15 protein-coding genes and 2 pseudogenes are annotated in these 23,182 nt (G+C 61.5%); 14 read left to right on the top strand and 3 right to left on the bottom strand.

The window, feature by feature from the left end:
- The first annotated feature begins 35 nt into the window (after positions 1–35).
- Together M1B35_RS21010 and M1B35_RS21015 are read left to right on the top strand one after the other, a co-directional pair.
- Positions 36–818, top strand: a complete 783-nt coding sequence (locus tag M1B35_RS21010) for a thermonuclease family protein (protein WP_123329340.1) — start codon at positions 36–38, stop codon at positions 816–818.
- Between the two features lie 184 nt (positions 819–1,002).
- A complete protein-coding gene (locus M1B35_RS21015; protein ID WP_123329343.1) occupies positions 1,003–2,271 on the top strand; it encodes a malic enzyme-like NAD(P)-binding protein in 1,269 nt (422 codons plus the stop codon).
- 122 nt (positions 2,272–2,393) lie between these two features.
- Here the strand turns inward: M1B35_RS21015 and M1B35_RS21020 are convergent.
- A pseudogene (locus tag M1B35_RS21020) lies at positions 2,394–4,828 on the bottom strand (penicillin-binding protein 1A).
- A gap of 219 nt (positions 4,829–5,047) precedes the next feature.
- On the opposite strand from M1B35_RS21020, the gene pilM reads away from it, so the two are divergent.
- The 11 genes and pseudogenes from pilM (at position 5,048) to hemE (ending at position 20,156) form a co-directional block, all read left to right on the top strand.
- Complete coding sequence (gene pilM, locus M1B35_RS21025; RefSeq protein WP_268262946.1) at positions 5,048–6,091, top strand: type IV pilus assembly protein PilM; 1,044 nt, start codon at positions 5,048–5,050, stop codon at positions 6,089–6,091.
- Entirely contained in the window at positions 6,091–6,657 is a 567-nt protein-coding gene (locus tag M1B35_RS21030; protein ID WP_268262947.1) for a PilN domain-containing protein, read from the top strand. The genes pilM and M1B35_RS21030 overlap by 1 nt, the downstream gene beginning before the upstream one ends.
- Positions 6,654–7,259 (top strand): type IV pilus inner membrane component PilO, encoded by a 606-nt coding sequence (locus M1B35_RS21035; protein ID WP_268262948.1) that lies wholly within the window; start codon positions 6,654–6,656, stop codon positions 7,257–7,259. Before M1B35_RS21030 ends, M1B35_RS21035 begins: the two co-directional genes overlap by 4 nt.
- Complete coding sequence (locus M1B35_RS21040; RefSeq protein WP_268262949.1) at positions 7,256–7,771, top strand: pilus assembly protein PilP; 516 nt, start codon at positions 7,256–7,258, stop codon at positions 7,769–7,771. Before M1B35_RS21035 ends, M1B35_RS21040 begins: the two co-directional genes overlap by 4 nt.
- A gap of 144 nt (positions 7,772–7,915) precedes the next feature.
- Positions 7,916–9,181 (top strand): annotated as a pseudogene (locus tag M1B35_RS21045) (type IV pilus secretin PilQ); the annotation flags it as partial.
- A 4-nt stretch (positions 9,182–9,185) separates the two neighbouring features.
- Positions 9,186–9,704, top strand: a complete 519-nt coding sequence (aroK, locus tag M1B35_RS21050; RefSeq protein WP_123329356.1) for a shikimate kinase AroK — start codon at positions 9,186–9,188, stop codon at positions 9,702–9,704.
- Between the two features lie 149 nt (positions 9,705–9,853).
- On the top strand, positions 9,854–10,954 hold the full coding sequence (gene aroB / locus M1B35_RS21055; RefSeq protein WP_123329358.1) for a 3-dehydroquinate synthase: 1,101 nt from the start codon (positions 9,854–9,856) through the stop codon (positions 10,952–10,954).
- A 10-nt stretch (positions 10,955–10,964) separates the two neighbouring features.
- The gene (locus M1B35_RS21060) at positions 10,965–12,539 is read left to right on the top strand and encodes an SPOR domain-containing protein (protein WP_123329360.1); all 1,575 of its coding nucleotides are present in this window, start codon (positions 10,965–10,967) and stop codon (positions 12,537–12,539) included.
- 350 nt (positions 12,540–12,889) lie between these two features.
- Positions 12,890–17,335 carry a glutamate synthase large subunit gene (gltB, locus tag M1B35_RS21065; RefSeq protein WP_123329362.1) on the top strand — a complete coding sequence of 1,482 codons (4,446 nt, stop codon included), beginning with the start codon at positions 12,890–12,892 and terminating at the stop codon, positions 17,333–17,335.
- A 124-nt stretch (positions 17,336–17,459) separates the two neighbouring features.
- Positions 17,460–18,878 carry an FAD-dependent oxidoreductase gene (locus tag M1B35_RS21070; RefSeq protein WP_123329364.1) on the top strand — a complete coding sequence of 473 codons (1,419 nt, stop codon included), beginning with the start codon at positions 17,460–17,462 and terminating at the stop codon, positions 18,876–18,878.
- Between the two features lie 210 nt (positions 18,879–19,088).
- On the top strand, positions 19,089–20,156 hold the full coding sequence (gene hemE, locus M1B35_RS21075; RefSeq protein WP_268262950.1) for a uroporphyrinogen decarboxylase: 1,068 nt from the start codon (positions 19,089–19,091) through the stop codon (positions 20,154–20,156).
- A 153-nt stretch (positions 20,157–20,309) separates the two neighbouring features.
- On the opposite strand, the gene M1B35_RS21080 is transcribed toward hemE, so the two are convergent.
- Positions 20,310–21,569, bottom strand: coding sequence for an MFS transporter (locus tag M1B35_RS21080; protein WP_268262951.1), 1,260 nt, complete (start codon positions 21,567–21,569; stop codon positions 20,310–20,312).
- Between the two features lie 120 nt (positions 21,570–21,689).
- Between M1B35_RS21080 and M1B35_RS21085 the strand changes: the two genes are divergently transcribed.
- The gene (locus tag M1B35_RS21085; RefSeq protein WP_123329370.1) at positions 21,690–22,589 is read left to right on the top strand and encodes a LysR family transcriptional regulator; all 900 of its coding nucleotides are present in this window, start codon (positions 21,690–21,692) and stop codon (positions 22,587–22,589) included.
- An 86-nt stretch (positions 22,590–22,675) separates the two neighbouring features.
- Here the strand turns inward: M1B35_RS21085 and M1B35_RS21090 are convergent, their stop codons facing one another.
- Positions 22,676–23,122 (bottom strand): excinuclease, encoded by a 447-nt coding sequence (locus M1B35_RS21090; RefSeq protein ID WP_268262952.1) that lies wholly within the window; start codon positions 23,120–23,122, stop codon positions 22,676–22,678.
- Between the last annotated feature and the right edge of the window lie 60 nt (positions 23,123–23,182).

The following is a 23,182-nucleotide window of genomic DNA, read 5'->3' on the forward strand; positions in this document are numbered from 1 at the left end:
TCGTTCTGGAAAGCCGATACAGACTTTCCTCGCTGATCAAAAAGGCGTCCCTGGTGGGCGCCTTTTTTGTGTCTGCGATTTGCCTTACAAGGGCCGAGGCGTTTTGCCCGAAGCCGGGACCGCTGAGTCCGGTGCAGGTGCAGCGGGTGGTGGATGGCGACACCTTGCGCCTCAAGGATGGCCGCAGTGTCCGTTTGATCGGCCTGAATGCGCCTGAGCTGGGCAGGCGAGGTGTGCCGGCCGAGCCCTTTGCCGTCGCTGCCCGCCAACGCTTGCAGGCTCTGGTCAAGGCCAGTGGCGGGCGTGTGGGGTTGCAGTTGGGGCGTGAGCGCCAGGACCGTTATGGGCGGACCCTGGCCCACGTCTATGGGCCGGGCGGCAATAATTTCGCCGCGCAATTGCTGGCTGAAGGCCTGGCGTTTCAGATTGCCATAGCACCGAACGTCGAGCTGATGGCTTGCCAGCAACAGGCTGAACATCGCGCACGAGCTGCCGCGCGGGGGCTCTGGCGTCGTTCGCCGGTGCTGGCAACGCAGCACGTCAAGGCGTCGGGCTTTGCGCTGGTAGGTGGTCGAGTGCGCAAGGTGCAGCGCAATCGTGGCGGGGTTTGGCTCGAGTTGCCGGGCTCACTTGTCGTGCGTATTGCACCCAATGCGCTGAAGCAGTTCGACGTTGCCACGCTCAAGGGGCTCCAGGGGCGCAGAATCGAAGTGCGGGGCTGGGTGCGGGAGCGTTTGCCCGGCGCGGGTGGAAAATCGGCCACGTCACGCTGGATGCTGTCGATATCGTCGTCTTCTATGCTCAGAATCATCCGATAAACAAAAAATTGTAGACATTTTTTTGCTGGATTGTGAACAGTTGAGCCCTTGTGTTCCGTGCCTCTTGGCCCAAAGTCTTACGCCAGGGCCCTTGACAGGGGTGACTGGTCAGTCTTGTAGGGACTTTGCGACACGCGTATCCTCGGCGGTCCGTCTGTCCAACAGTAAAAAGCGGAATGCCCACATGTCTGATTTGAAAACTGCCGCTCTCGAATATCATGCCCATCCTCGTCCAGGAAAGCTGAGTGTCGAGCTCACCAAGGCCACTGCTACCGCACGCGATCTGTCGCTGGCCTACAGCCCCGGCGTAGCCGAACCAGTCCGCGAAATCGCCCGCGACCCTGAACTGGCCTACAAATACACCGGCAAAGGCAACCTGGTTGCAGTCATTTCCGATGGCACCGCGATTCTCGGCCTGGGTAACCTGGGTCCATTGGCTTCCAAGCCCGTCATGGAAGGCAAGGGCGTGCTGTTCAAGCGCTTCGCCGGCATCGACGTGTTCGACATCGAAGTCGACTCCGAAAGCCCGCAGGCCTTCATCGACACCGTCAAGCGTATCTCCATCACCTTCGGTGGCATCAACCTGGAAGACATCAAGGCACCTGAGTGCTTTGAGATCGAACGCGCTCTGATTGAGCAGTGCGACATTCCAGTGTTCCACGATGACCAGCACGGCACCGCTATCGTGACCGCGGCCGGCATGATCAACGCCCTGGAAATCGCCGGCAAGACCCTGGCTGACGCCAAGATCGTTTGCCTGGGTGCGGGTGCAGCGGCCATCTCCTGCATGAAGTTGCTGGTGAGCATGGGTGCCCAGATCGAAAACATCTTCATGGTTGACCGTACCGGCGTGATCCACTCCGATCGTGACGACCTGAACCAGTACAAAGCCGTCTTCGCTCACGCGACTGACAAGCGCACCCTGGCTGACGCCCTGCAAGGCGCTGACGTATTCGTCGGCTTGTCGGGCCCGAACCTGCTGAGCGCTGAAGGCCTGAAGTCCATGGCGCCAAACCCGATCGTGTTCGCGTGCTCGAACCCTGATCCGGAAATCTCGCCAGAGCTGGCTCACGCCACTCGTGATGACGTGATCATGGCGACCGGTCGTTCCGACTACCCGAACCAGGTCAACAACGTACTGGGCTTCCCGTTCATCTTCCGTGGTGCCCTGGACGTTCGCGCCAAGCGCATCAACGAAGAAATGAAGATCGCCGCGGCCAACGCCCTGCGTGAACTGGCCAAACTGCCAGTGCCTCAGGAAGTGTGCGACGCCTACGGTGGCATCAAGCTGGAATTCGGTCGTGAGTACATCATCCCGAAGCCAATGGACAAGCGCCTGATCACCCTGATCTCCGATGCCGTGGCCAAAGCCGCCATCGAGACTGGCGTGGCTACCCTGCCATATCCGAAGAACTACCCACTGAAAGATGTGGATGACGTGTTTAACGGTTAATAGCAGCCCATAAAAAACCCGGCCTTTGAGCCGGGTTTTTTTATGGGGGCGTTTCAAGTGGCAAGCTGCTAGCTGCAAGTGAGGGCGTTTTACCGCTTACCGCTTGAAGCTGCTCTTTGCCCCTAAAACAAATCGATCGGGGCTGCTTCGTCGGCCGGCAGCGGGCTGCCTGGCGCGCTGCCATTGCCCAGCTCATTGACCGACGGAGGCGTGTCTTCGCTCTTGAACAGTTCGAAGTACGCATTCGGCGTGCCCGGCGTTGCCGCTCGACCGCTGACCGGGTCTACGCGCAGGCTGAGGATGCCTTCCGGCTCGGCCTGGGTGTGGGGCGGCTTGCCCTTGAGGGCTGCACCCATGTAGTTCATCCAGATCGGCAGTGCTACGGTGCCGCCGAATTCACGGCGACCGAGGCTTTCCGGTTGGTCGAAACCGGTCCATACGGTGGTCATGTAGTCCGCGTTATAGCCGGAGAACCAGGCATCCTTGGATTCGTTGGTGGTCCCGGTCTTGCCGGCGAGGTCCGTGCGGCCCAGGGCCAGGGCGCGGCGCCCGGTCCCCAGCTTGATCACGTCCTGAAGCATGCTGTTGAGGATGTAGGTGGTGCGACCGTCGATGATCCGTTCGGCGACGGCTGGCGCCTGTACCGCCGGCTGTGCTGCGGTTTCACCTGGCAGGCTGTTGACCGTGAAGCCCTGCTCGCTCGGCGCGGCAATGCCGCTGCTGGCGCTGGTGCCGCCGGGCACGCTAGGCGGGTTGGCAGTGAACAGGTTCTCGCCGTTACGGCTTTCGATCTTGTCGATGATGTACGGGGTGATCTTGTAGCCACCGTTGGCGAAGGTGCTCCAGCCGGTGGCAATTTCCATTGGTGTCAGCGTTGCGGTGCCCAGTGCCAGGGACAGGTTGCGCGGCAGGTCCTGCTTGTTGAAACCGAATTTGCTGATGTAGTCGATGGTGCGATCGATCCCCAGGCTCTGCAGCAGGCGGATCGACACCAGGTTACGCGACTTGTACAGCGCTTCCCGCATGCGGATTGGGCCGAGGAAGGTGTTGGTGTCGTTCTTCGGACGCCAGACCTTGTCCAGGTATTCGTCGACGAACACGATCGGCGCATCGTTCACCAAGCTGGCTGGCGTGTAGCCGTTGTCCAGGGCGGCGCTGTAGATAAACGGCTTGAAGCTGGAACCGGGCTGGCGCTTGGCCTGCACGGCGCGGTTGTAGTTGCTTTGCTCGAAGGCGAAGCGCCGACCAGGGCGCGGATGGCACCGTTCTGTGGGTCCAGGGACACCAATGCGCCCTGGGCCTGTGGGATCTGGCTGAACTTCAGGGAGTTGTCTGCCTGGCGTTGCACGCGAATCAGATCGCCGACCTGGGCGACGTCGGATGGCTGTCGTGGCGCGGCGCCCATGCTGTTGGTGTTAAGGAACGGCCGGGCCCATTTCATGCTGTCCCAGGCCACGTGTTCCTCGCCGGTGCGGGTCAGCACCTGCAGGCCGTTTTTGTCCACCTGGGTGACGATGGCCGGATCAAGGCCGCTGATGCTGCGTTGCTTGGTCAGCTCCTGGGTCCAGGCGGCCTGGGTCTTGCCCGGCAAGCGCGATTCCGGCCCGCGGTAGCCGTGGCGCTGGTCATAGGTCATCAAGCCGCCGTGGACGGCGGTGTTGGCCATTTCCTGGAGGTCGCTCGGCACCGTGGTGGTGACCCGGAAACCTTCGGTATAGGCATCGCTGCCATAACGGCCGACCATTTCTGCCCGTGCCATTTCAGCGATGTACGGCGCGTTCACTTCCGGGGTCGGTACGTGATAGCTGGCGTTGAGCGGTTCATTGATTGCGGTGGTGTAGGCCGCTTCGTCGATCTTGCCGAGCTTGTACATGCGCCCGAGGATCCAGTCGCGACGCTCCTTGCTGCGTGCAGGGTTAGCCAGGGGGTTGAAGCGCGACGGGGCCTTGGGCAGGCCGGCAATCATTGCCATCTGGGCCAGGCTGGCCTCGCGAATCGACTTGCCGTAATACACCTGGGACGCCGCCTCAATGCCGTAGGCGCGGTTACCCAGGTAGATCTTGTTGACGTAGAGCTCGAGGATTTCGTCCTTGGTCAGCTGCCGTTCAATCTGCAGCGCCAGGAGGATTTCGGTGGCCTTGCGCGAGAAGCTGCGCTCGCTGGTCAGGAAGAAGTTCTTCGCAACCTGCATGGTGATGGTACTGCCGCCGGATTGAATGTGCCCGCTCTTGACCAATTGGGTCGCGGCACGCATCAGGCTGCTGGGATCGACGCCGTAATGGTTGGCGAAGTTATCGTCTTCAGCACTTAGTAACGCATTAATGAAGTTGGGGGGAATGTCCGCGAAAAGTATGGGATTTCGGCGCATTTCACCAAATTCTGCGATCAACTTGTTGTCGCTGCTGTAGACCCGCAGGGGGATCTGCAACTGGATACTTCTAAGGGCCTCTACCGAAGGAAGGCCAGGACTAAGATAGAGATACGCGCCGCTCAGAGCGAGGAGCAGCCCGCAGAACACAGCGACGATGGACCATCCGAAAAACTTCAGCAGACGAATCAAGGCTTTTGGATTTCCAGGGCAGGGAATGAATTAGGCGTCAGGGGATTCACGGTAATCAGGGATCGACCCACGCAGCAGGTAAAAGCGGAAAAAAACGCTGGGCATTATAAGCATTTTTCCGCCGAAGGCGTCAGTTGCCCGGGTCTCAAGGCGCAACGCTAGGTGCAATGGGCATTGAGTTACCCGTAAGTCACGGATAGACATGGGGAAATAGTGGTGCTTGGACTCATCGGTAAAAAGTCGAGTTCCCTGCTGGGAGTCGATATTGGTTCCGCCTCGGTCAAGCTGCTTGAACTGAGCCGCAGCGGCCAGGGCTTTCGGGTCGAGGCCTACGCAGTGGAGGCGTTGCCGTCCGGCGCGGTAATCGAACAGCGCATTGTCGAGCTTGAGGTCGTAGGTGCCGCCCTGACCCGGGCCCTGCTTAAAAGTACTTCCACCCAGAGACGCGCGGCAGCGGCGGTGGCCGGGTCTGCCGTCATCAGCAAACGGATTGAGATGCCCGCCGACCTGGATGATGACGCCCTGGAAAGCCAGGTCAGGGTCGAAGCGGCTCAATACGTTCCCTATCCCTTGGAAGACGTGGCCTTGGACTTCGCGGTCCAGGGCCCCTTTCCGGGCAACCCTCAGCGGGTCGAGGTGCTGCTGGCGGCTTGCCGCATCGAGCATGTCGAGGCCCGTGAGGCGGTGTTGGGTTTGGCTGGGCTGACGGCTCGTCTGGTGGATATCGAGACGTTGGCGCTGGAGCGCAGCTGTCATCTGTTGCTCCAGTCTCTGCCGGGTGCAGCGGAGCTGCGGACGCTGGGGGTGCTGGACATCTGCGCCAGTACCACGACCCTCAGCGTGCTGCGCCATGGGCGCGTCATCTATAGCCGTGAGCAAGTAACTGGCGGGTTTCAGCGGACGCAGTCCGCTCTGGAGGTAGTGCCTCAGGGCCCGCTTCTCGCAAGCTTTCCGGGTGATTGTTCCCAGGCCGTGTTGCAACCCTACGAGGCTGAGCTGTTGCAACAAGCCTCGCGTGCGTTGCAGTTGTTTGCCGAGTCCCTTGAGTCGCATCCGCTGGATTGCCTGCTGCTGGCGGGTGACAGTGCGGTGCTCCAGGGCTTGGCGCCTCTGGTTGAGGTGCAGTTGGGCGTGCAGGTCAGGGTTGCCGACCCGTTTGTTGGGATGTCCATGGGCGGTCGGGTCGACGCCGAGGCGTTACAGCGTGATGCTTCGGGGTTGTTGATCGCCTGTGGGCTGGCCTTGAGAGGCTTTGACTGATGGCTCTGATCAACCTGCTGCCTTGGCGCGATGAGCGACGTGAGCAGCGCCGCCGGCAGTTCTATAGGGCGTTACTCATGCTGCTGTTGGTGGCGGCCGGAAGCATCCTGCTTGCCGAGCGTTTTATCGGTAGCGCCATTGAGCGGCAAGTGGCGCGTAACCAGTACCTGGCCCGGGAGCATACCCGGCTCGATGAGCGGCTGCTCAGGCTCGATGAAGTCAAGGCGCAGCGTCAGCAGTTGCTGGAGCGGATGCAGGTGATCGAAGGGCTCAAGGACAACCGCCTGATCAGCGCCCGAATCTTCGATCAGTTGGTTCGCACCCTGCCTGATGGGGTGCATTTCAGGCGCGTCAGCCTGGTGGATCAAACCCTGGTCATCAGGGGTGTGGCCGAGTCCAGTCATCGGGTGTCGGCGTTGCTGCGTAATCTGCAGGCCTCCGCCTGGTTCGCTGCCCCCAGCCTGTCGGAGGTTCAAGCCGCAGAGGCTTCCCCGTCTGAGTCGGCCTATGGGTTTCAACTGACGGTGCACCAAGTCTTGGCGCCTTTCACGGGGGCGACGCCATGAGCGTGTGGGCATGGTTGGGAGTGGTTAGCCTGGACAGAGAAAACATCGGCGCGCTGCCGGCCATGGGCAAGGCCGCTGTCGGGCTGTTGCTGGCGCTGCTGGTGTTAGCGGTTGGTTACGGAGTGTTCCTGGCGGTTCCTTTGGTGCAGCTCGATCAGCGTCGGGCCGAGGAGGTGGCGCTCAAGCAGCAGTTCGCCGCCAAGGCGCTGCAGGGCGCCAACCTTGAGCGCTACCAAGAGCAGTTGCAGGTCATGGCGACTGACTTCGCGGTGTTGGTGGGGCAATTGCCCAGTGACAGCGAAATACCGGGCGTGCTGGAAGACATCACTCGTGTCGGCTTGGGCAATGGTCTGGTGTTCGAGGCCTTCAAGGTGCAGCCCGAGGTGCCTCGGCCGTTTTACCTGGAGCTGCCGATCCGGATCACCCTCAGCGGTGCTTATCATGATCTGGCCGCCTTCGTCAGTGGCGTGGCCAGTCTGCCGCGGATCATCACCTTGCATGACTTCGAGATAGAGCCGCTGGAGCCCGGTAACGGCTCGCGCTTGCGCATGAGCATCCAGGCCAGGACTTACCGTTACAGCGATCGAGGCGAGTCGTCATGAAGTTCGCTCGCGTCTTGATTGCCGGATGGCTGTGCGCTGGTTTGCTTGGTTGTGGTGCCAATGACTTCAGTGATCTTGATGCTGAGATGCAGCGGATGCGCATGCAGGCGCCGGGTGAGATCGAGGCCGCACCGTCAATCCGCACGTCCCCCTCTTTTGTTTATGCCGCTGGTGGGCTGCGTAGCCCCTTTCAGTCCAGGGCGTCCGTCGTGGCTCATCAGGGCGTGAACCGCTTTGGGTCCGACCCGGCGCGCCGCAAGGCCTATCTCGAGGGTTTCGATATTGAGCAGTTCGAAATGGTCGGCACCCTTGCCAATGCGGCGGGGGTGTTTGCCCTGCTGCGCGGTGCGGGTGGGGTGCATCGGTTGATGGTCGGTGACTACTTGGGACGCAATCACGGGCAGGTCGTCGCAATCAGTGAAGTTCAGGTGGAGGTGATCGAGAGGGTTCCCGATGGAGCGGGTGCCTGGCTGGAGCGATCACGGGTCATTTCCTTGAAAGAGCACGTTTAGTGGGACTTCTTTATGAACAGGTTTCTTTTCGCTCTTGGCGCAGCGCTATGGACAGCAATGCTGGTGTCGCCGAGTGCAACTGCTACTCCCCAAGTGCCAGAGGTGAGTGTGGTGGCTGGGGCATCGCGCACGATGGAGCACAAGGCGTACAGCGGGGACAAGCTGTCGCTGAACTTTCAAGGCATTGAGGTGCGGGCGGTGCTGCAACTGATCGCTGACTTCACCGGGCTCAACCTGGTGGCCAGCGACACGGTGCAAGGCGGCATTACGTTGCGTTTACGCGATGTGCCTTGGGATCAGGCCCTGGATCTGGTGCTCAAGAGCAAGGGGCTCGATCAGCGCATGGTCGGCAACGTATTGCTGGTGGCGCCCGTGGACGAGATCATCGCCCGCGAGCGTCAGGAGCTGCAATTGCACCGGCAGCTTGAAGACTTGGCGCCCTTGCGTCGTGAGTTGTTACAGGTCAACTACGCCAACGCCTCAGACATTGCCCAGTTATTCCAGTCCGTGACCCGTGGAGGGGAAGCGCCCGATGAGCGGGGTTCGATAGCCGTCGATGAGCGGACCAACAACATCATTGCCCTGCAGACCCAGGACCGTCTCGATGAGTTGCGCCGCATTCTTGCCCAACTGGACATCCCGGTGCGCCAAGTGATGATCGAGGCGCGGATTGTCGAGGCCAACGTCGACTTCGACAAAAGCCTGGGGGTGCGCTGGGGTGGTTCGTGGCGAGGCAAGGACGGCTGGAATTTGTCCGGAAGCCAGGGCGGTGCGGGTGGTTCGAGCGTTGGCACGCCGGGCGGCGGTCTGGATAACGCCCCGTTCGTCGACTTGGGCGTGGTGGCCAGTACCTCGGGTATCGGCGTGGCCTATATCACTGACAACGTCCTGCTGGACCTGGAGCTGAGCGCCATGGAAAAAAGCGGCAATGGCGAGATCGTCTCCCAGCCCAAGGTGGTAACGGCCGACAAGGAGACCGCGAGAATTCTCAAAGGCACCGAAATTCCCTATCAGGAAGCCAGCTCCAGCGGGGCTACCTCGGTGTCCTTCCGGGAGGCATCGCTGTCCCTGGAGGTCACGCCGCAGATCACCCCGGACAACCGGGTGATCATGGAGGTCAAGGTGACCAAGGATGAGCCGGATTACCTGAACAAGGTCCAGGAGGTGCCGCCTATCAAGAAGAACGAGGTCAATGCCAAGGTCCTGGTCAACGATGGCTCGACCATTGTCATCGGTGGGGTTTTTTCAAATACCCAAAGTAAGGTTGTAGATAAAGTGCCATTTCTTGGCGATGTGCCGTATCTTGGCCGCCTTTTCCGGCGTGACGTGGTGTCGGAGAAAAAATCCGAGCTGCTGGTATTTCTCACTCCACGTATCATGAACAACCAGGCGATTGCTGTGAGTCGTTGATTCTGTGCGAAATTTGATTCTTGTTGGGCCAATGGGGGCTGGCAAAAGCACCATTGGTCGCTTGCTGGCCAAAGAGCTGCGCCTGCCATTCAAAGATTCCGATAAGGAAATTGAACTGCGCACGGGCGCCAATATCCCGTGGATCTTCGATAAGGAAGGCGAACCCGGCTTTCGTGATCGCGAAGAGGCGATGATCGCCGAGCTGTGCGCATCCGACGGTGTGGTCCTGGCCACGGGCGGCGGCGCAGTGATGCGTGATGCCAATCGCCGAGCCCTGCACGAGGGCGGTCGAGTGGTTTATCTGCATGCCTCCGTCGAGCAGCAGGTAGGGCGCACGGCACGGGACCGCAATCGTCCCCTGTTGCGCACCGCCGATCCGGCCAAGACCCTGCGTGACCTGCTGGCCATTCGCGATCCGCTGTATCGGGAAATCGCTGATCTGGTGGTGGAAACCGATGAGCGGCCGCCGCGAATGGTGGTGCTGGACATACTGGAGCGCTTGCAGCAGCTTCCTCCCCGTTAATGCCGCGGGCGAAATGCGCTATCCTCGCCGACGCGTCGCAAGCCCTCTGGGATGTGGCGCAAGGCTATCAGGCAGCGTCAGAAAACCAGGCACTGCCCGTCGTTTAATGTGGGGCAGGGCGCCTGCTTCCATCTTCATTGTGGGGACACATGCAGACACTTAAGGTCGATCTCGGCGAGCGCAGCTACCCGATTCATATTGGCGAAGGTTTGTTGGATCAGCCCGAGTGGCTGGTGCCACATATCGCCGGGCGGCAAGTGGCGATCATTTCCAATGAAACCGTCGCGCCGCTGTACCTTGAGCGTCTGACCCGCAGCCTTGGGCAATTCTCGGTGATCTCGGTGGTGTTGCCCGATGGCGAAGCCTTCAAGAACTGGGAAACCCTGCAACTGATTTTCGATGGCCTGCTCACTGCCCGGCACGACCGTCGTACCACCATCATCGCCCTGGGCGGCGGTGTGATCGGCGACATGGCCGGTTTTGCCGCTGCTTGCTATCAGCGCGGCGTGGACTTTATCCAGATCCCCACCACCCTGTTGTCCCAGGTGGACTCGTCGGTGGGCGGCAAGACCGGGATCAACCATCCCCTGGGCAAAAACATGGTCGGTGCCTTCTATCAGCCCAATGTGGTGCTGATCGACACCGCCAGCCTCAATACCTTGCCAGCTCGCGAGCTTTCCGCGGGCCTGGCGGAAGTCATCAAGTACGGCCTGATCTGTGATGAGCCGTTTCTCACTTGGCTGGAAGAAAACGTCGACCGCTTGCGGGCACTCGACCAGCCTGCGCTGACCTATGCCATCCAGCGCTCTTGCGCGGCCAAGGCGGCGGTGGTTGGGGCTGATGAGCGTGAGTCCGGGGTGCGCGCCACCTTGAACCTGGGCCACACCTTTGGCCACGCCATCGAAACCCACATGGGGTATGGCGTGTGGCTGCATGGTGAAGCGGTGGCTGCCGGCACCGTCATGGCCCTGGAAATGTCCGCGCGCCTAGGCTGGATCTCCAGCCAGGAGCGCGATCGCGGTATTCGCCTGTTCCAGCGTGCGGGCCTGCCGGTCATCCCGCCTGAGGAGATGACTGAGGCAGATTTTCTCGAACACATGGCAATTGACAAGAAAGTGATCGACGGTCGTTTGCGTCTGGTGCTGTTGCGCCGCATGGGCGAAGCCGTAGTGACCGACGATTATCCGAAAGAGGTTTTACAGGCCACGCTGGGAGCGGACTACCGCGCCCTGGCTCAGCTTAAAGGTTAATAAGATCACGATGACTAGTTTGCACGCCGACGAGGCTTTCCTCGGCCATTACCAGTTGAGCCACGACCCTTTCGCTCCACGGGTCCCGGGTTTCAAATTCTTTCCTGCGCAACGCAAGCCGGTGCTGGGTCAATTGCATCACCTGGCGCGTTACAGCCAGTTGTTGCTGGTGGTCACTGGCCCGCAAGGCAGCGGCAAGACCCTGCTGCGCCAGGCGCTGGTCGCCAGCACCAACAAGCAGTCGGTGCAGAGCGTGGTGGTGTCCGCCCGTGGTGCCGGTGACGCTGCGGGTGTGCTGCGTCAAGTGGCCCAGGCGCTGAACGTCGCCCAGGCCGAGATCGGTGCGATTCTGGCCCAGGTGGTGCAGTTGGCGCTGACCGGCCAGGAAGTCTATCTGCTGGTGGATGATGCCGAGCAGTTGGACGAGTCGGCCCTCGAGACGTTGCTGGCGTTGGCGGCGGGCGCACCGGAAGGGCGCCCCCATGTGTTCCTGTTCGGTGAGTCGTCGCTGATCGCCGTCCTGGACCAGTTGAGTGCCGAGGAAGAGCGCTTCCACGTCATCGAATTACAGCCCTACAGCGAAGAAGAAACCCGCGAATACCTGGCCCAGCGTCTTGAAGGTGCCGGCCAGGGTATCGAACTTTTCTCCGCGGATCAGATCAGTGATATTCACGAAAGCTCCGATGGCTGGCCTGGAACCATCAATCAGGTCGCTCGGGATGCAATGATCGAAGCCATGATTGCCAGCCGCTCCGCGGTCAAGCGTCCAAGTATGGGGTTCAACATGCCGAAGAAACACGTATTGGCCATCTCCGCTGTTGTGGTGGTCGCGGTGGCCGCCGCCTGGTTGATGCCGGGCCGCAGCAAAGCACCGACCAGCGGTACTCCCGCCACCGAGCAGGCGCAGTTGCCCCTGGGGCAGACGCCGACGCCAAACAGCGGTGGCAACCCTGCAGTCGAGTTCGCCGGCTCTTCGCAACCGATGCCGCTGCCGCTGGTAGGGCAGTCGCAACCGGTGATGCGTGGGCCGCTGGCGGAAGAAGCGGGTGGCATCACTGAGGGTGACGACGGCGTACCGGTGGAAGGCTCCAGCGCTGTACCGCCGACCGTGACCAGCACTGCGCCACCCGCGGGCGTGGCAGCAGGTCCGGCACCGACTCCGGCTGCACGTCCAACGCCGGCACCGACTCAGGTCGCCACTGCCAAGCCGGCGCCTGTCGCCAAGCCTGTTGAGAAACCGGCTGCGGCCGCCAAGCCTGCTCCTGCCGAGAAACCGGTCACCGTGGCCAAGGCCGCCGGTGGCAGCTGGTACGCCGGCCAGGCACCGGGTAACTACGTGGTGCAGATCCTCGGCACCAGCTCGGAAACCACAGCCCAGAATTTCGTCAAGGAGCAGGGCGGCGAGTACCGTTACTTCAAGAAAGTCCTCAACGGCAAGCCGCTGTATGTGATCACTTACGGTAACTTCTCCAACCGCGATGCAGCGGTAAATGCCATCAAATCCTTGCCAGCGAAGGTTCAGGCTGGTAAACCTTGGCCTCGCACTGTCGCTAGCGTTCAACAAGAACTGGCAACAACTCGCTGAAGATCCGGCGGCCTTACCCGGGCCGCCCCTCCCGGCAACCTCAAAATTTCCGCAAAGGCATGCTGCCCTCCAGGCCGCGTGCCTTGTGGTGTCTGCGTCACAGTAGTTTTTGAGTCGTAGCAGTCAAAATCAAAACTTTTTTGACTAGCACAGCGTATCGCTTTAAAACGTTCATATATGCGACATAAATTTACGACATTTCGTCGCTAAATTTGTGGGTGTTTGTGTCCGTGTGTACAATGACCTCCCTTTTGCCCCCGCAAAGCTGGCGTACGTTCGGCGTGGAAGGTAACCGGTTGAATTGAAAAGAAATTTGCCTCGATAAGGGGCAGCCTGGTGAGAAAGTGTCTATGAAAGCAGGTCTGTACCAACCAGATGAATTCAAGGATAACTGCGGTTTCGGCCTGATAGCCCATATGCAGGGCGAACCCAGTCATACCCTGTTGCAAACGGCCATTGAGGCCCTGACCTGCATGACCCACCGCGGTGGGATCAACGCAGACGGCAAGACCGGTGACGGTTGCGGTCTGCTGATGCAAAAGCCCGATCTGTTTCTGCGCGCCATTGCCAAGGAACACTTCGGCCACGACCTGCCCAAGCAATACGCTGTGGGCATGGTGTTCTTCAACCAGGATCCGGTGAAGGCCGAAGCCGCTCGCGAGAACATGAACCGCGAGATCCTGGCTGCCGGCCTGCAACTGGTGGGCTGGCGCAAAGTGCCGATCGACACCAGCGTGCTCGGGCGTCTTGCCCTGGAGCGCCTGCCGCAGATCGAGCAAGTGTTCATCGGTGGTGACGCCCTGAGCGATCAGGATTTCGCCATCAAGCTGTTCAGCTCCCGTCGTCGCTCTTCGGTGGCCAACGCCGCCGACACCGACCACTACATCTGCAGCTTTTCCCACAAGACCATCATCTATAAAGGCCTGATGATGCCGGCCGACCTGGCCGCCTTCTATCCGGACCTCGGTGACCCGCGCCTGCAAACCGCGATCTGCGTGTTCCACCAGCGCTTCTCCACCAACACCCTGCCGAAATGGCCGCTGGCCCAGCCATTCCGCTTCCTCGCCCACAACGGCGAGATCAACACCATCACCGGCAACCGCAACTGGGCCCAGGCCCGTCGCACCAAGTTCACCAACGATCTGATGGATCTGGAAGAACTCGGCCCGCTGGTCAACCGGGTGGGTTCCGACTCCTCCAGCATGGACAACATGCTGGAGCTGATGGTCACCGGTGGCATCGACCTGTTCCGTGGCGTGCGGATGATCATTCCGCCAGCGTGGCAGAACGTCGAAACCATGGACCCGGATCTGCGTGCGTTCTACGAATACAACTCGATGCACATGGAACCGTGGGACGGCCCGGCGGGCGTGGTCATGACCGACGGCCGCTATGCCGTCTGCCTGCTCGACCGTAACGGCCTGCGCCCGGCGCGCTGGGTCACCACCAAGAACGGTTTCATCACCCTGGCGTCGGAAATCGGTGTCTGGAACTACCAGCCTGAAGACGTCATCGCCAAGGGCCGTGTCGGCCCGGGTCAGATCTTTGCCGTGGACACCGAAACCGGGCAGATCCTCGACACCGACGCCATCGACAACCGCTTGAAGTCCCGTCATCCGTACAAGCAATGGCTGCGCAAGAACGCCCTGCGCATCCAGGCGACCATGGAAGACAACGACCACGGTTCGGCCTTTTACGACGTCGACCAGCTCAAGCAGTACATGAAGATGTACCAGGTCACCTTCGAAGAGCGTGACCAGGTGCTGCGTCCGCTTGGCGAACAAGGCTACGAAGCCGTGGGTTCCATGGGCGACGATACGCCGATGGCCGTGCTGTCCCAGCGCGTGCGCACGCCCTACGACTACTTCCGTCAGCAGTTCGCGCAGGTCACCAACCCGCCGATCGACCCGCTGCGCGAAGCCATCGTCATGTCCCTGGAAATCTGCCTCGGTGCCGAGCGCAACATCTTCCAGGAATCGCCTGAGCACGCCTCGCGGGTGATCCTCAGTTCGCCAGTGATCTCCCCGGCCAAGTGGCGTTCGCTGATGAACCTCGACCGCCCGGGCTTCGAGCGTCAGGTCATCGACCTGAACTACGACGAAAGCTTTGGCCTGGAAGCGGCGATCCGCAATGTTGCCGACCAGGCGGAAGAAGCCGTCCGTGCCGGTCGCACCCAGATCGTCCTCAGCGACCGTCATATCGCTCCGGGCAAGTTGCCGATCCACGCATCCCTGGCCACCGGCGCGGTACACCACCGCCTGACCGAGAAGGGCCTGCGTTGCGACTCCAACATCCTGGTAGAGACCGCCACCGCTCGCGATCCCCATCACTTTGCCGTGCTGATCGGTTTTGGTGCTTCGGCGGTCTATCCGTTCCTGGCTTACGAAGTGCTGGGCGACCTTATCCGTACCGGTGAAGTGCTGGGCGACCTCTATGAGGTGTTCAAGAACTACCGTAAAGGCATCACCAAGGGCCTGCTGAAGATCCTGTCGAAGATGGGCATCTCCACCATCGCGTCCTACCGCGGTGCGCAGCTGTTCGAGGCCATCGGCCTGTCCGAGGAAGTCTGTGAGTTGAGCTTCCGTGGCGTGCCGAGCCGCATCAAGGGGGCGCGTTTCGTCGACATCGAAGCCGAGCAGAAAGCCCTGGCCACCGAAGCCTGGAGCGCGCGCAAGCCGATCCAGCAAGGCGGCCTGCTGAAGTTCGTCCACGGTGGCGAGTACCATGCTTACAACCCGGACGTGGTCAACACCCTGCAAGCCGCCGTACAGCAGGGCGACTACGCCAAGTTCAAGGAATACACCGCGCTGGTGGACAACCGTCCGGTGTCGATGATCCGTGACCTGTTCCAGGTGAAAACCCTGGACACGCCGCTGGCAATCAGCGAAATCGAACCGCTGGAATCGATCCTCAAGCGTTTCGACTCCGCGGGTATTTCCCTGGGCGCACTGTCGCCGGAAGCCCACGAAGCCCTGGCCGAAGCCATGAACCGCCTGGGTGCGCGTTCCAACTCCGGTGAAGGCGGTGAAGACCCGGCGCGCTACGGCACCATCAAGAGCTCGAAGATCAAGCAAGTGGCCACTGGCCGTTTTGGTGTGACCCCGGAATACCTGGTCAACGCCGAAGTGCTGCAGATCAAAGTGGCCCAGGGCGCCAAGCCCGGTGAAGGTGGCCAGCTGCCTGGCGGCAAGGTAAACGGCCTGATCGCCAAGCTGCGTTATGCGGTACCGGGCGTGACCCTGATCTCGCCTCCGCCGCACCACGACATCTACTCCATCGAAGACTTGTCGCAGCTGATTTTTGACCTGAAACAGGTCAATCCGCAGGCGCTGGTCTCGGTGAAACTGGTAGCAGAAGCCGGCGTGGGCACCATCGCCGCCGGTGTGGCCAAGGCCTATGCCGACCTGATCACCATCTCCGGCTACGACGGCGGCACCGGCGCTTCGCCGCTGACTTCGATCAAGTACGCTGGCGCGCCGTGGGAACTGGGCCTGGCTGAAACCCACCAGACCCTGCGCGGCAACGACCTGCGCGGCAAGGTTCGGGTACAGACCGACGGCGGCCTGAAAACCGGCCTCGACGTGATCAAGGCGGCCATCCTCGGCGCCGAAAGCTTCGGCTTCGGTACCGCGCCGATGATCGCCCTGGGCTGCAAATACCTGCGCATCTGCCACCTGAACAACTGCGCCACTGGCGTTGCGACGCAGAACGAGAAGCTGCGCAAGGACCACTACATCGGCACCGTCGACATGGTGGTGAACTTCTTCACCTACGTCGCCGAAGAAACCCGAGAGTGGCTGGCCAAGCTGGGCGTGCGCTCCCTCGAAGAGCTGATCGGTCGTACCGACCTGTTGGACATCCTCGAAGGCCAGACCGCCAAGCAGAACCACCTGGACCTGACCCCGTTGCTGGGCAGCGACCACATCCCGGCGGACAAGCCTCAGTTCTGCCAAGTGGACCGCAACCCGCCGTTCGACAAAGGCTTGCTGGCCGAGAAAATGGTCAGCATGGCCCTGCCGGCGATCAACGACCTGAGCGGCGCTGATTTTGCCCTGGACATCTGCAACTGCGACCGTTCCATCGGCGCGCGGATCTCCGGCGAAATCGCCAAGCGCCATGGCAACCAAGGCATGGCCAAGGCGCCGATCACGTTCCGCTTCAAGGGCACTGCCGGTCAGAGCTTTGGTGTGTGGAACGCCGGTGGCTTGAACATGTACCTGGAAGGCGACGCCAACGACTACGTGGGCAAGGGCATGACCGGCGGCAAGCTGGTGATCGTTCCGCCTGCCGGCAGCGTCTACAAGACTCAGGACAGCGCCATTATCGGCAACACCTGCCTCTACGGCGCCACGGGCGGCAAGCTGTTCGCCGCCGGCACCGCAGGTGAGCGTTTCGCCGTGCGTAACTCCGGTGCCCACACCGTGGTGGAAGGCACCGGCGATCACTGCTGCGAGTACATGACGGGTGGTTTCGTCGCCGTACTGGGCAAGACCGGTTACAACTTCGGCTCAGGCATGACCGGCGGTTTCGCCTACGTGCTCGACCAGGACAACACCTTCGTTGACCGGGTCAACCACGAACTGGTGGAAATCCAACGGATCAGCGGCGAAGCGATGGAAGCCTATCGCAGCCACCTGCAGCGCGTGCTGGACGAGTATGTCGAGGAAACCAACAGCGAGTGGGGCCGTAACCTGGCCGAGAACCTCGACGACTACTTGCGGCGCTTCTGGCTCGTCAAGCCCAAGGCGGCGAGCTTGAAGTCCCTGCTCTCTAGTACTCGTGCGAATCCGCAGTAACGCAGCTGCAGGCTACGAGCCTCAAGCGACAAGCTTGAAGCTCGTGCGCGGTGTGCCGACTTAATGTGATTGTCTTGCAGCTTGAAGCTTGTCGCTTGAGGCTGTCGTAAAGAGGTTCCTGAACATGGCCGAACGTCTCAATAACGACTTCCAGTTCATCGAGGTCGGACGTAAAGACCCGAAGAAGAAACTGTTGCGTCAACGCAAGAAAGAGTTCGTGGAAATCTACGAACCCTTCAAACCCCAGCATTCGGCCGATCAGGCCCACCGCTGCCTGGGTTGCGGCAACCCGTATTGCGAATGGAAGTGCCCAGTGCACAACTTCATTCCCAACTGGCTCAAATTGGTGGCCGAGGGCAACATCCTCGCCGCCGCCGAGCTGTCGCACCAGACCAACACCCTGCCGGAAGTCTGCGGCCGGGTCTGCCCGCAGGACCGTCTGTGCGAGGGTGCCTGCACCCTGAACGACGGTTTCGGCGCGGTGACCATTGGTTCGGTGGAGAAGTACATCACCGACACCGCCTTCGCCATGGGCTGGCGCCCGGACATGTCCAAGGTCAAGCCGACCGGCAAGCGCGTGGCCATCATTGGCGCGGGCCCGGCCGGCCTGGGCTGTGCCGACGTGCTGGTGCGTGGCGGTGTGACTCCGGTGGTGTTCGACAAGAACCCGGAAATCGGCGGCCTGCTGACCTTCGGCATCCCCGAGTTCAAGCTGGAAAAAACCGTACTGAGTAACCGTCGTGAAGTGTTCACCGGCATGGGCATCGAGTTCCGCCTGAACACCGAAATCGGCAAAGACGTGACCATGGAGCAACTGCTCGCCGAATACGATGCCGTGTTCATGGGCATGGGCACCTACACCTACATGAAGGGCGGCTTTGCCGGTGAGGACCTGCCGGGCGTCTACGACGCGCTGGACTTCCTGATCGCCAACGTCAACCGCAACCTGGGCTTTGAAAAGTCGCCGGAAGACTTCGTCGACATGAAGGGCAAGAAGGTCGTGGTACTGGGCGGTGGCGACACCGCGATGGACTGCAACCGCACCTCGATCCGTCAGGGCGCCAAGTCGGTGACCTGCGCCTATCGTCGTGACGAAGCGAACATGCCCGGCTCGCGCAAAGAGGTGAAGAACGCCAAGGAAGAAGGCGTGAAATTCCTCTACAACCGCCAGCCGATCGCCATTGTTGGTGAAGACCGCGTCGAAGGCGTGAAGGTGGTCGAGACCCGTCTCGGCGAGCCGGACGCCCGTGGTCGTCGCAGCCCTGAGCCGATCCCCGGTTCTGAAGAGATCATCCCGGCCGACGCCGTGGTCATCGCCTTCGGCTTCCGCCCAAGCCCGGCACCGTGGTTCGAGCAGTTTGAAATCCAGACCGACAGCCAGGGCCGCGTTGTAGCCCCGGAACAAGGTCAGTACAAGCACCAGACCAGCAACCCGAAAATCTTCGCCGGTGGCGACATGGTGCGCGGTTCCGACTTGGTGGTGACGGCGATCTTCGAAGGCCGCAACGCCGCCGAAGGCATCCTCGACTACCTGGGCGTCTGATCCAACCTGTAGGAGCCGGCTTGCCGGCGAAAAACCACCACGCGGTGCAACTGGATGCACCGCGTCGTCTGCTTCGCCAGCAAGCTGCTCCTAGGGATGTGTTCCCGTCCCCGTGACAAATTGCCCCCATAGACATAAAGAAACGGCTCTTGCCGTGCCTTTTGTGTCGCGCTCTGAGAAAATGCCCCCACTTTTTTTCCGGATGCCGACATGACTGCCCTGAAGAACGACCGTTTCCTTCGTGCCCTGCTCAAGCAACCCGTAGACGTCACCCCGGTGTGGATGATGCGTCAGGCCGGGCGTTACCTGCCCGAGTACCGCGCCAGCCGTGCCAACGCCGGTGACTTCATGAGCCTGTGCATGAACCCGGAGTTCGCCTGTGAAGTCACTCTGCAGCCTCTGGACCGCTATCCACAGCTGGATGCGGCGATCCTCTTCTCCGACATCCTGACCATTCCCGACGCCATGGGCCAAGGCCTGTACTTTGAAACCGGCGAAGGTCCGCGCTTCAAGAAAGTGGTCAGCACCCTGGCCGACATCGAAGCCCTGCCGATCCCCGATCCGCACAAGGACCTGGGTTATGTGATGGACGCGGTCAGCACCATTCGTCGCGAACTCAATGGTCGTGTGCCCCTGATCGGTTTCGCCGGCAGCCCCTGGACCCTGGCCACCTACATGGTCGAAGGCGGCTCGTCGAAGGATTTCCGTAAATCCAAGGCCATGCTCTACGACAACCCGCAAGCCATGCACCTGCTGCTGGACAAGTTGGCGCAATCGGTCACCAGCTACCTCAATGGCCAGATCATGGCCGGCGCGCAGGCGGTGCAGATCTTCGACAGCTGGGGCGGCAGCCTCTCGGCGGCGGCCTACCAGGAGTTCTCCCTGGCCTACATGCGCAAGATCGTCAACGGCCTGATCCGCGAGCACGACGGGCGCAAAGTGCCGGTGATCCTGTTCACCAAAGGCGGCGGCCTGTGGCTGGAAAACATCGCCGATGCCGGTGCCGACGCCCTGGGCCTGGACTGGACCTGCGACCTCGGAGAGGCCCGTCGCCGCGTCGGTAGCAAAGTCTCCCTGCAAGGCAACATGGACCCCACCGTGCTCTACGCGAACCCGCAAGCCATCCGTACCGAAGTGGCACGCATCCTCGCCAGCTACGGCCAAGGCAGCGGCCACGTATTCAACTTGGGCCACGGCATTACCCCGGAAGTGAAACCGGAGCATGCCGGCGCCTTCCTGGAGGCGGTTCACGAGTTGTCGGCGCAATACCACGTATAAGCGCTACCCAATAAAAAACGCCCGGCTCATGCCGGGCGTTTTCATTGGCGGTCACTTTTGTCGGCGCCGGCTTGCCGGCGAATGGGCCTTTGAGACGTGTATCTACCTGGCGGACGCCGTTGCTGGCACGCCAGCCCCTGTACAGGCCGGGTCTTACAAAGGCGGCAACTTGGCCAGTTTCAACGCGACCAGCAGCGCCACCAGCAGCAGGGCGCCGATAAACAGGCCGATGCCATTCCAGCCCGCCATGTGCCAGAACACCCCGCCCGCGGTGCCGGCGATGCTGGAGCCGGCGTAGTAGCTGAACAGGTACAGCGACGACGCCTGGCCCTTCGCTTGGATGGCGCGGCGGCCGATCCAGCTGCTGGCCACCGAATGGGCGCCGAAGAAGCCGAAGGTGAAGATCAGCATGCCGATGATCACCAGTGGCAACGGCGTGACCAGAGTCACGGCCAGGCCGGCGAGCATCAGGGCAATGGTTGCCCAGAGCACTTTGCGGCGTCCGAGTTGGTCCGCCAGGGCACCGATTTTCGCCGAGCTGTAGATGCCCGACAGATACACCACCGACAGCAGGCCGACGAAGGCTTGGTCCATGTGATACGGCTCGGCCAGCAGGCGATAGCCGATGTAGTTGAACAAGGTCACGAAGGCGCCCATCAGCACAAAGGCTTCAAGGAACAGCAGCGGCAACCCGGCATCGCGAAAGTGCAGGGTGAAGCCTTCCAGCAGGCTGCGCGGGTGCAGCGAACGGGCGCGGAAGTTGCGAGATTCGGGGAGGATTTTCCAGAACACGGCCGCGGCGATCAGCGCCAGCCCGCCGATCACCAGCATCGCGGTGTGCCAGCTGACGAAGTCGATCAAGACCCCGGTGATCAGGCGTCCGCACATGCCGCCGATGGCGTTGCCGCCAATGTACAAACCCATGGCCAGGCCGATGTGCTGCGGGTGGATTTCCTCGCTCAGGTAGGTCATGGCCACGGCCGCGAGGCCGCTCAGTGACAGGCCCACCAGCGCGCGCATCAACAGCACCCCGTGCCAGCTCGGCATCATGGCGCTGGCCAGGGTGCACAGCGCTGCGGCGAACAGCGCGGCAACCATCACGGGCTTGCGGCCGATGCGATCGGAGATGGGCCCGGTAATCAGCAGGCCGATGGCCAACATGCCGGTGGCCACTGAAAGAATCAGGCTGCTTTGCGCTGCGTTGATCGCGAAGTCCTTGGACAGCAGCGGCATCATCGGCTGCACGCAGTAGAGCAGGGCGAAGGTGGCAAAACCGCCGGAGAACAGCGCCAGCACCGTGCGCATGAACATCGGCGTGCCTTTCTCGATGTAGCTTTCCTTGAGTGGCGCGGCCGGCTCGTCCAGGGGCGTGTGGGGAATTTCGTGGGGCAGGGGGGCGACAGCGGTTTTCACGGGGGACCTCGGGGAGACGCAGCCGGTCAGGCAATGGAAAAAAGCATATAGCTGGCTAATGATTCTTTCCAATATATTGTTCGACCTGTTTGATAGGTTTTACGACTGATTGAGGTTCTTATGGAATTGCGTCACCTGCGCTACTTCATCGCCGTCGCCGAAGAGTTGCATTTCGGCCGTGCGGCCCAGGCGCTGGGCATCTCCCAGCCGCCTTTGAGCCAGCAGATCCAGGCCTTGGAGCAAGAGGTGGGGGCGCGCCTGTTCGAGCGTACCAATCGTCGGGTCGAGCTCAGCGAGGCCGGGCGGCTGTTCCTGGAGGAGGCGCGTTTGGTCCTGGCTCAGGTCGACAAGGCGGCGGACGTGGCGCGGCGGGCGCAATTGGGCGAGTTGGGCGAGCTGAAGATTGGCTTCACTTCGTCGGCGCCGTTCAATTCCACCATTCCCCAGGCGATCTTTTCCTTCCGCCAGCGCTTTCCGGCGGTGCACCTGAACCTGCAGGAAATGAGCAGCACCCAGGTGGCGGACGCCCTGGTGGACCAGTCGATCCAGGTCGGCATCATGCGGCCCTTGCCGTTGCCCGATTCCTTGAGTGTGGTGGAGTTGCTCCGCGAGCCACTGGTGGCGGTGCTCAGTTCCAAGCACCCGCTGGTGGTCGGCAGCGAAGACGGTTTGCAGCTCTCGGCGTTGGCCCACGAGCCCTTTGTCTTCTTCCCGCGCAGCTACGGCAGCGGCCTGTACGCGCAGTTGTTGAGCCTGGCTCGGGCGGCTGGGTTTACCCCGCATTTTGCCCAGGAAGCGGGTGAAGCCATGACCATCATCGGCCTGGTAGCAGCCGGGTTGGGGGTGTCAGTGTTGCCGGCGTCCTACCAGCGCATGCGCATCGACGGCGTGGTCTATCGCAAGTTGCTGGACCCCGCGGCCATGTCGGCGGTGTGGCTGGTGCAGCGCACGGATCAGATCTCGCCCATGGCCAAGGCGTTTGTCGAGTTGCTCACGCGCAAGACTGAAATCAGCGCCTAGGGCACCTTCGCCCGGCGGCGTCTTGCCGGCAATCGGCCCGGCGATCAGCACCGGGTCGTTGCGGCAAGCCGTGGACTCAAACCGTCTTACTGCACCTTGGACAGGTCGCCGCGCAGGGCAACACCGGCGATGACCGCGCCGGCGTGGCATTCGTAGGTATTGGCGTCTTTACGCTCGTTGCTCTTGTAGAAGCTGGCGATGTCGGTCACGGCATTGGCGCCGACTTTTTTCGCCGCCTGGTGCAGGGTGATCAACGCCGACTGCAGGGCCCATTCGCAAGCCACTTGGTCGGACTTGTTGAAGGCGTTGGTCTTTTTGTTGGTCACGGCGCCAGGGCTGATCACGCTGACTTTGCCGGCGGGCTTGTTGCCGGCCAGGTAGAACTTCACGCTGCCATCGATCTTGCCGGTGCTGATGGCTTCAGCGACAACCTTGTCGAATGGCAGGTACAGCGCCGTATCACGGGCCTGGCTGACGCCGGGCAGGGTGCAGAGCAGGAGGGTGGCGGCAGCTGCCAGAGTCTTGAATTGCATGGTGATGTCCTTGACGTGGTAGAGGGGGCGAAGCACGTATCTATCGCCGCTGCCCCGGGC

The organism is Pseudomonas morbosilactucae (assembly GCF_023241665.1).
Lineage (GTDB): Bacteria > Pseudomonadota > Gammaproteobacteria > Pseudomonadales > Pseudomonadaceae > Aquipseudomonas > Aquipseudomonas morbosilactucae.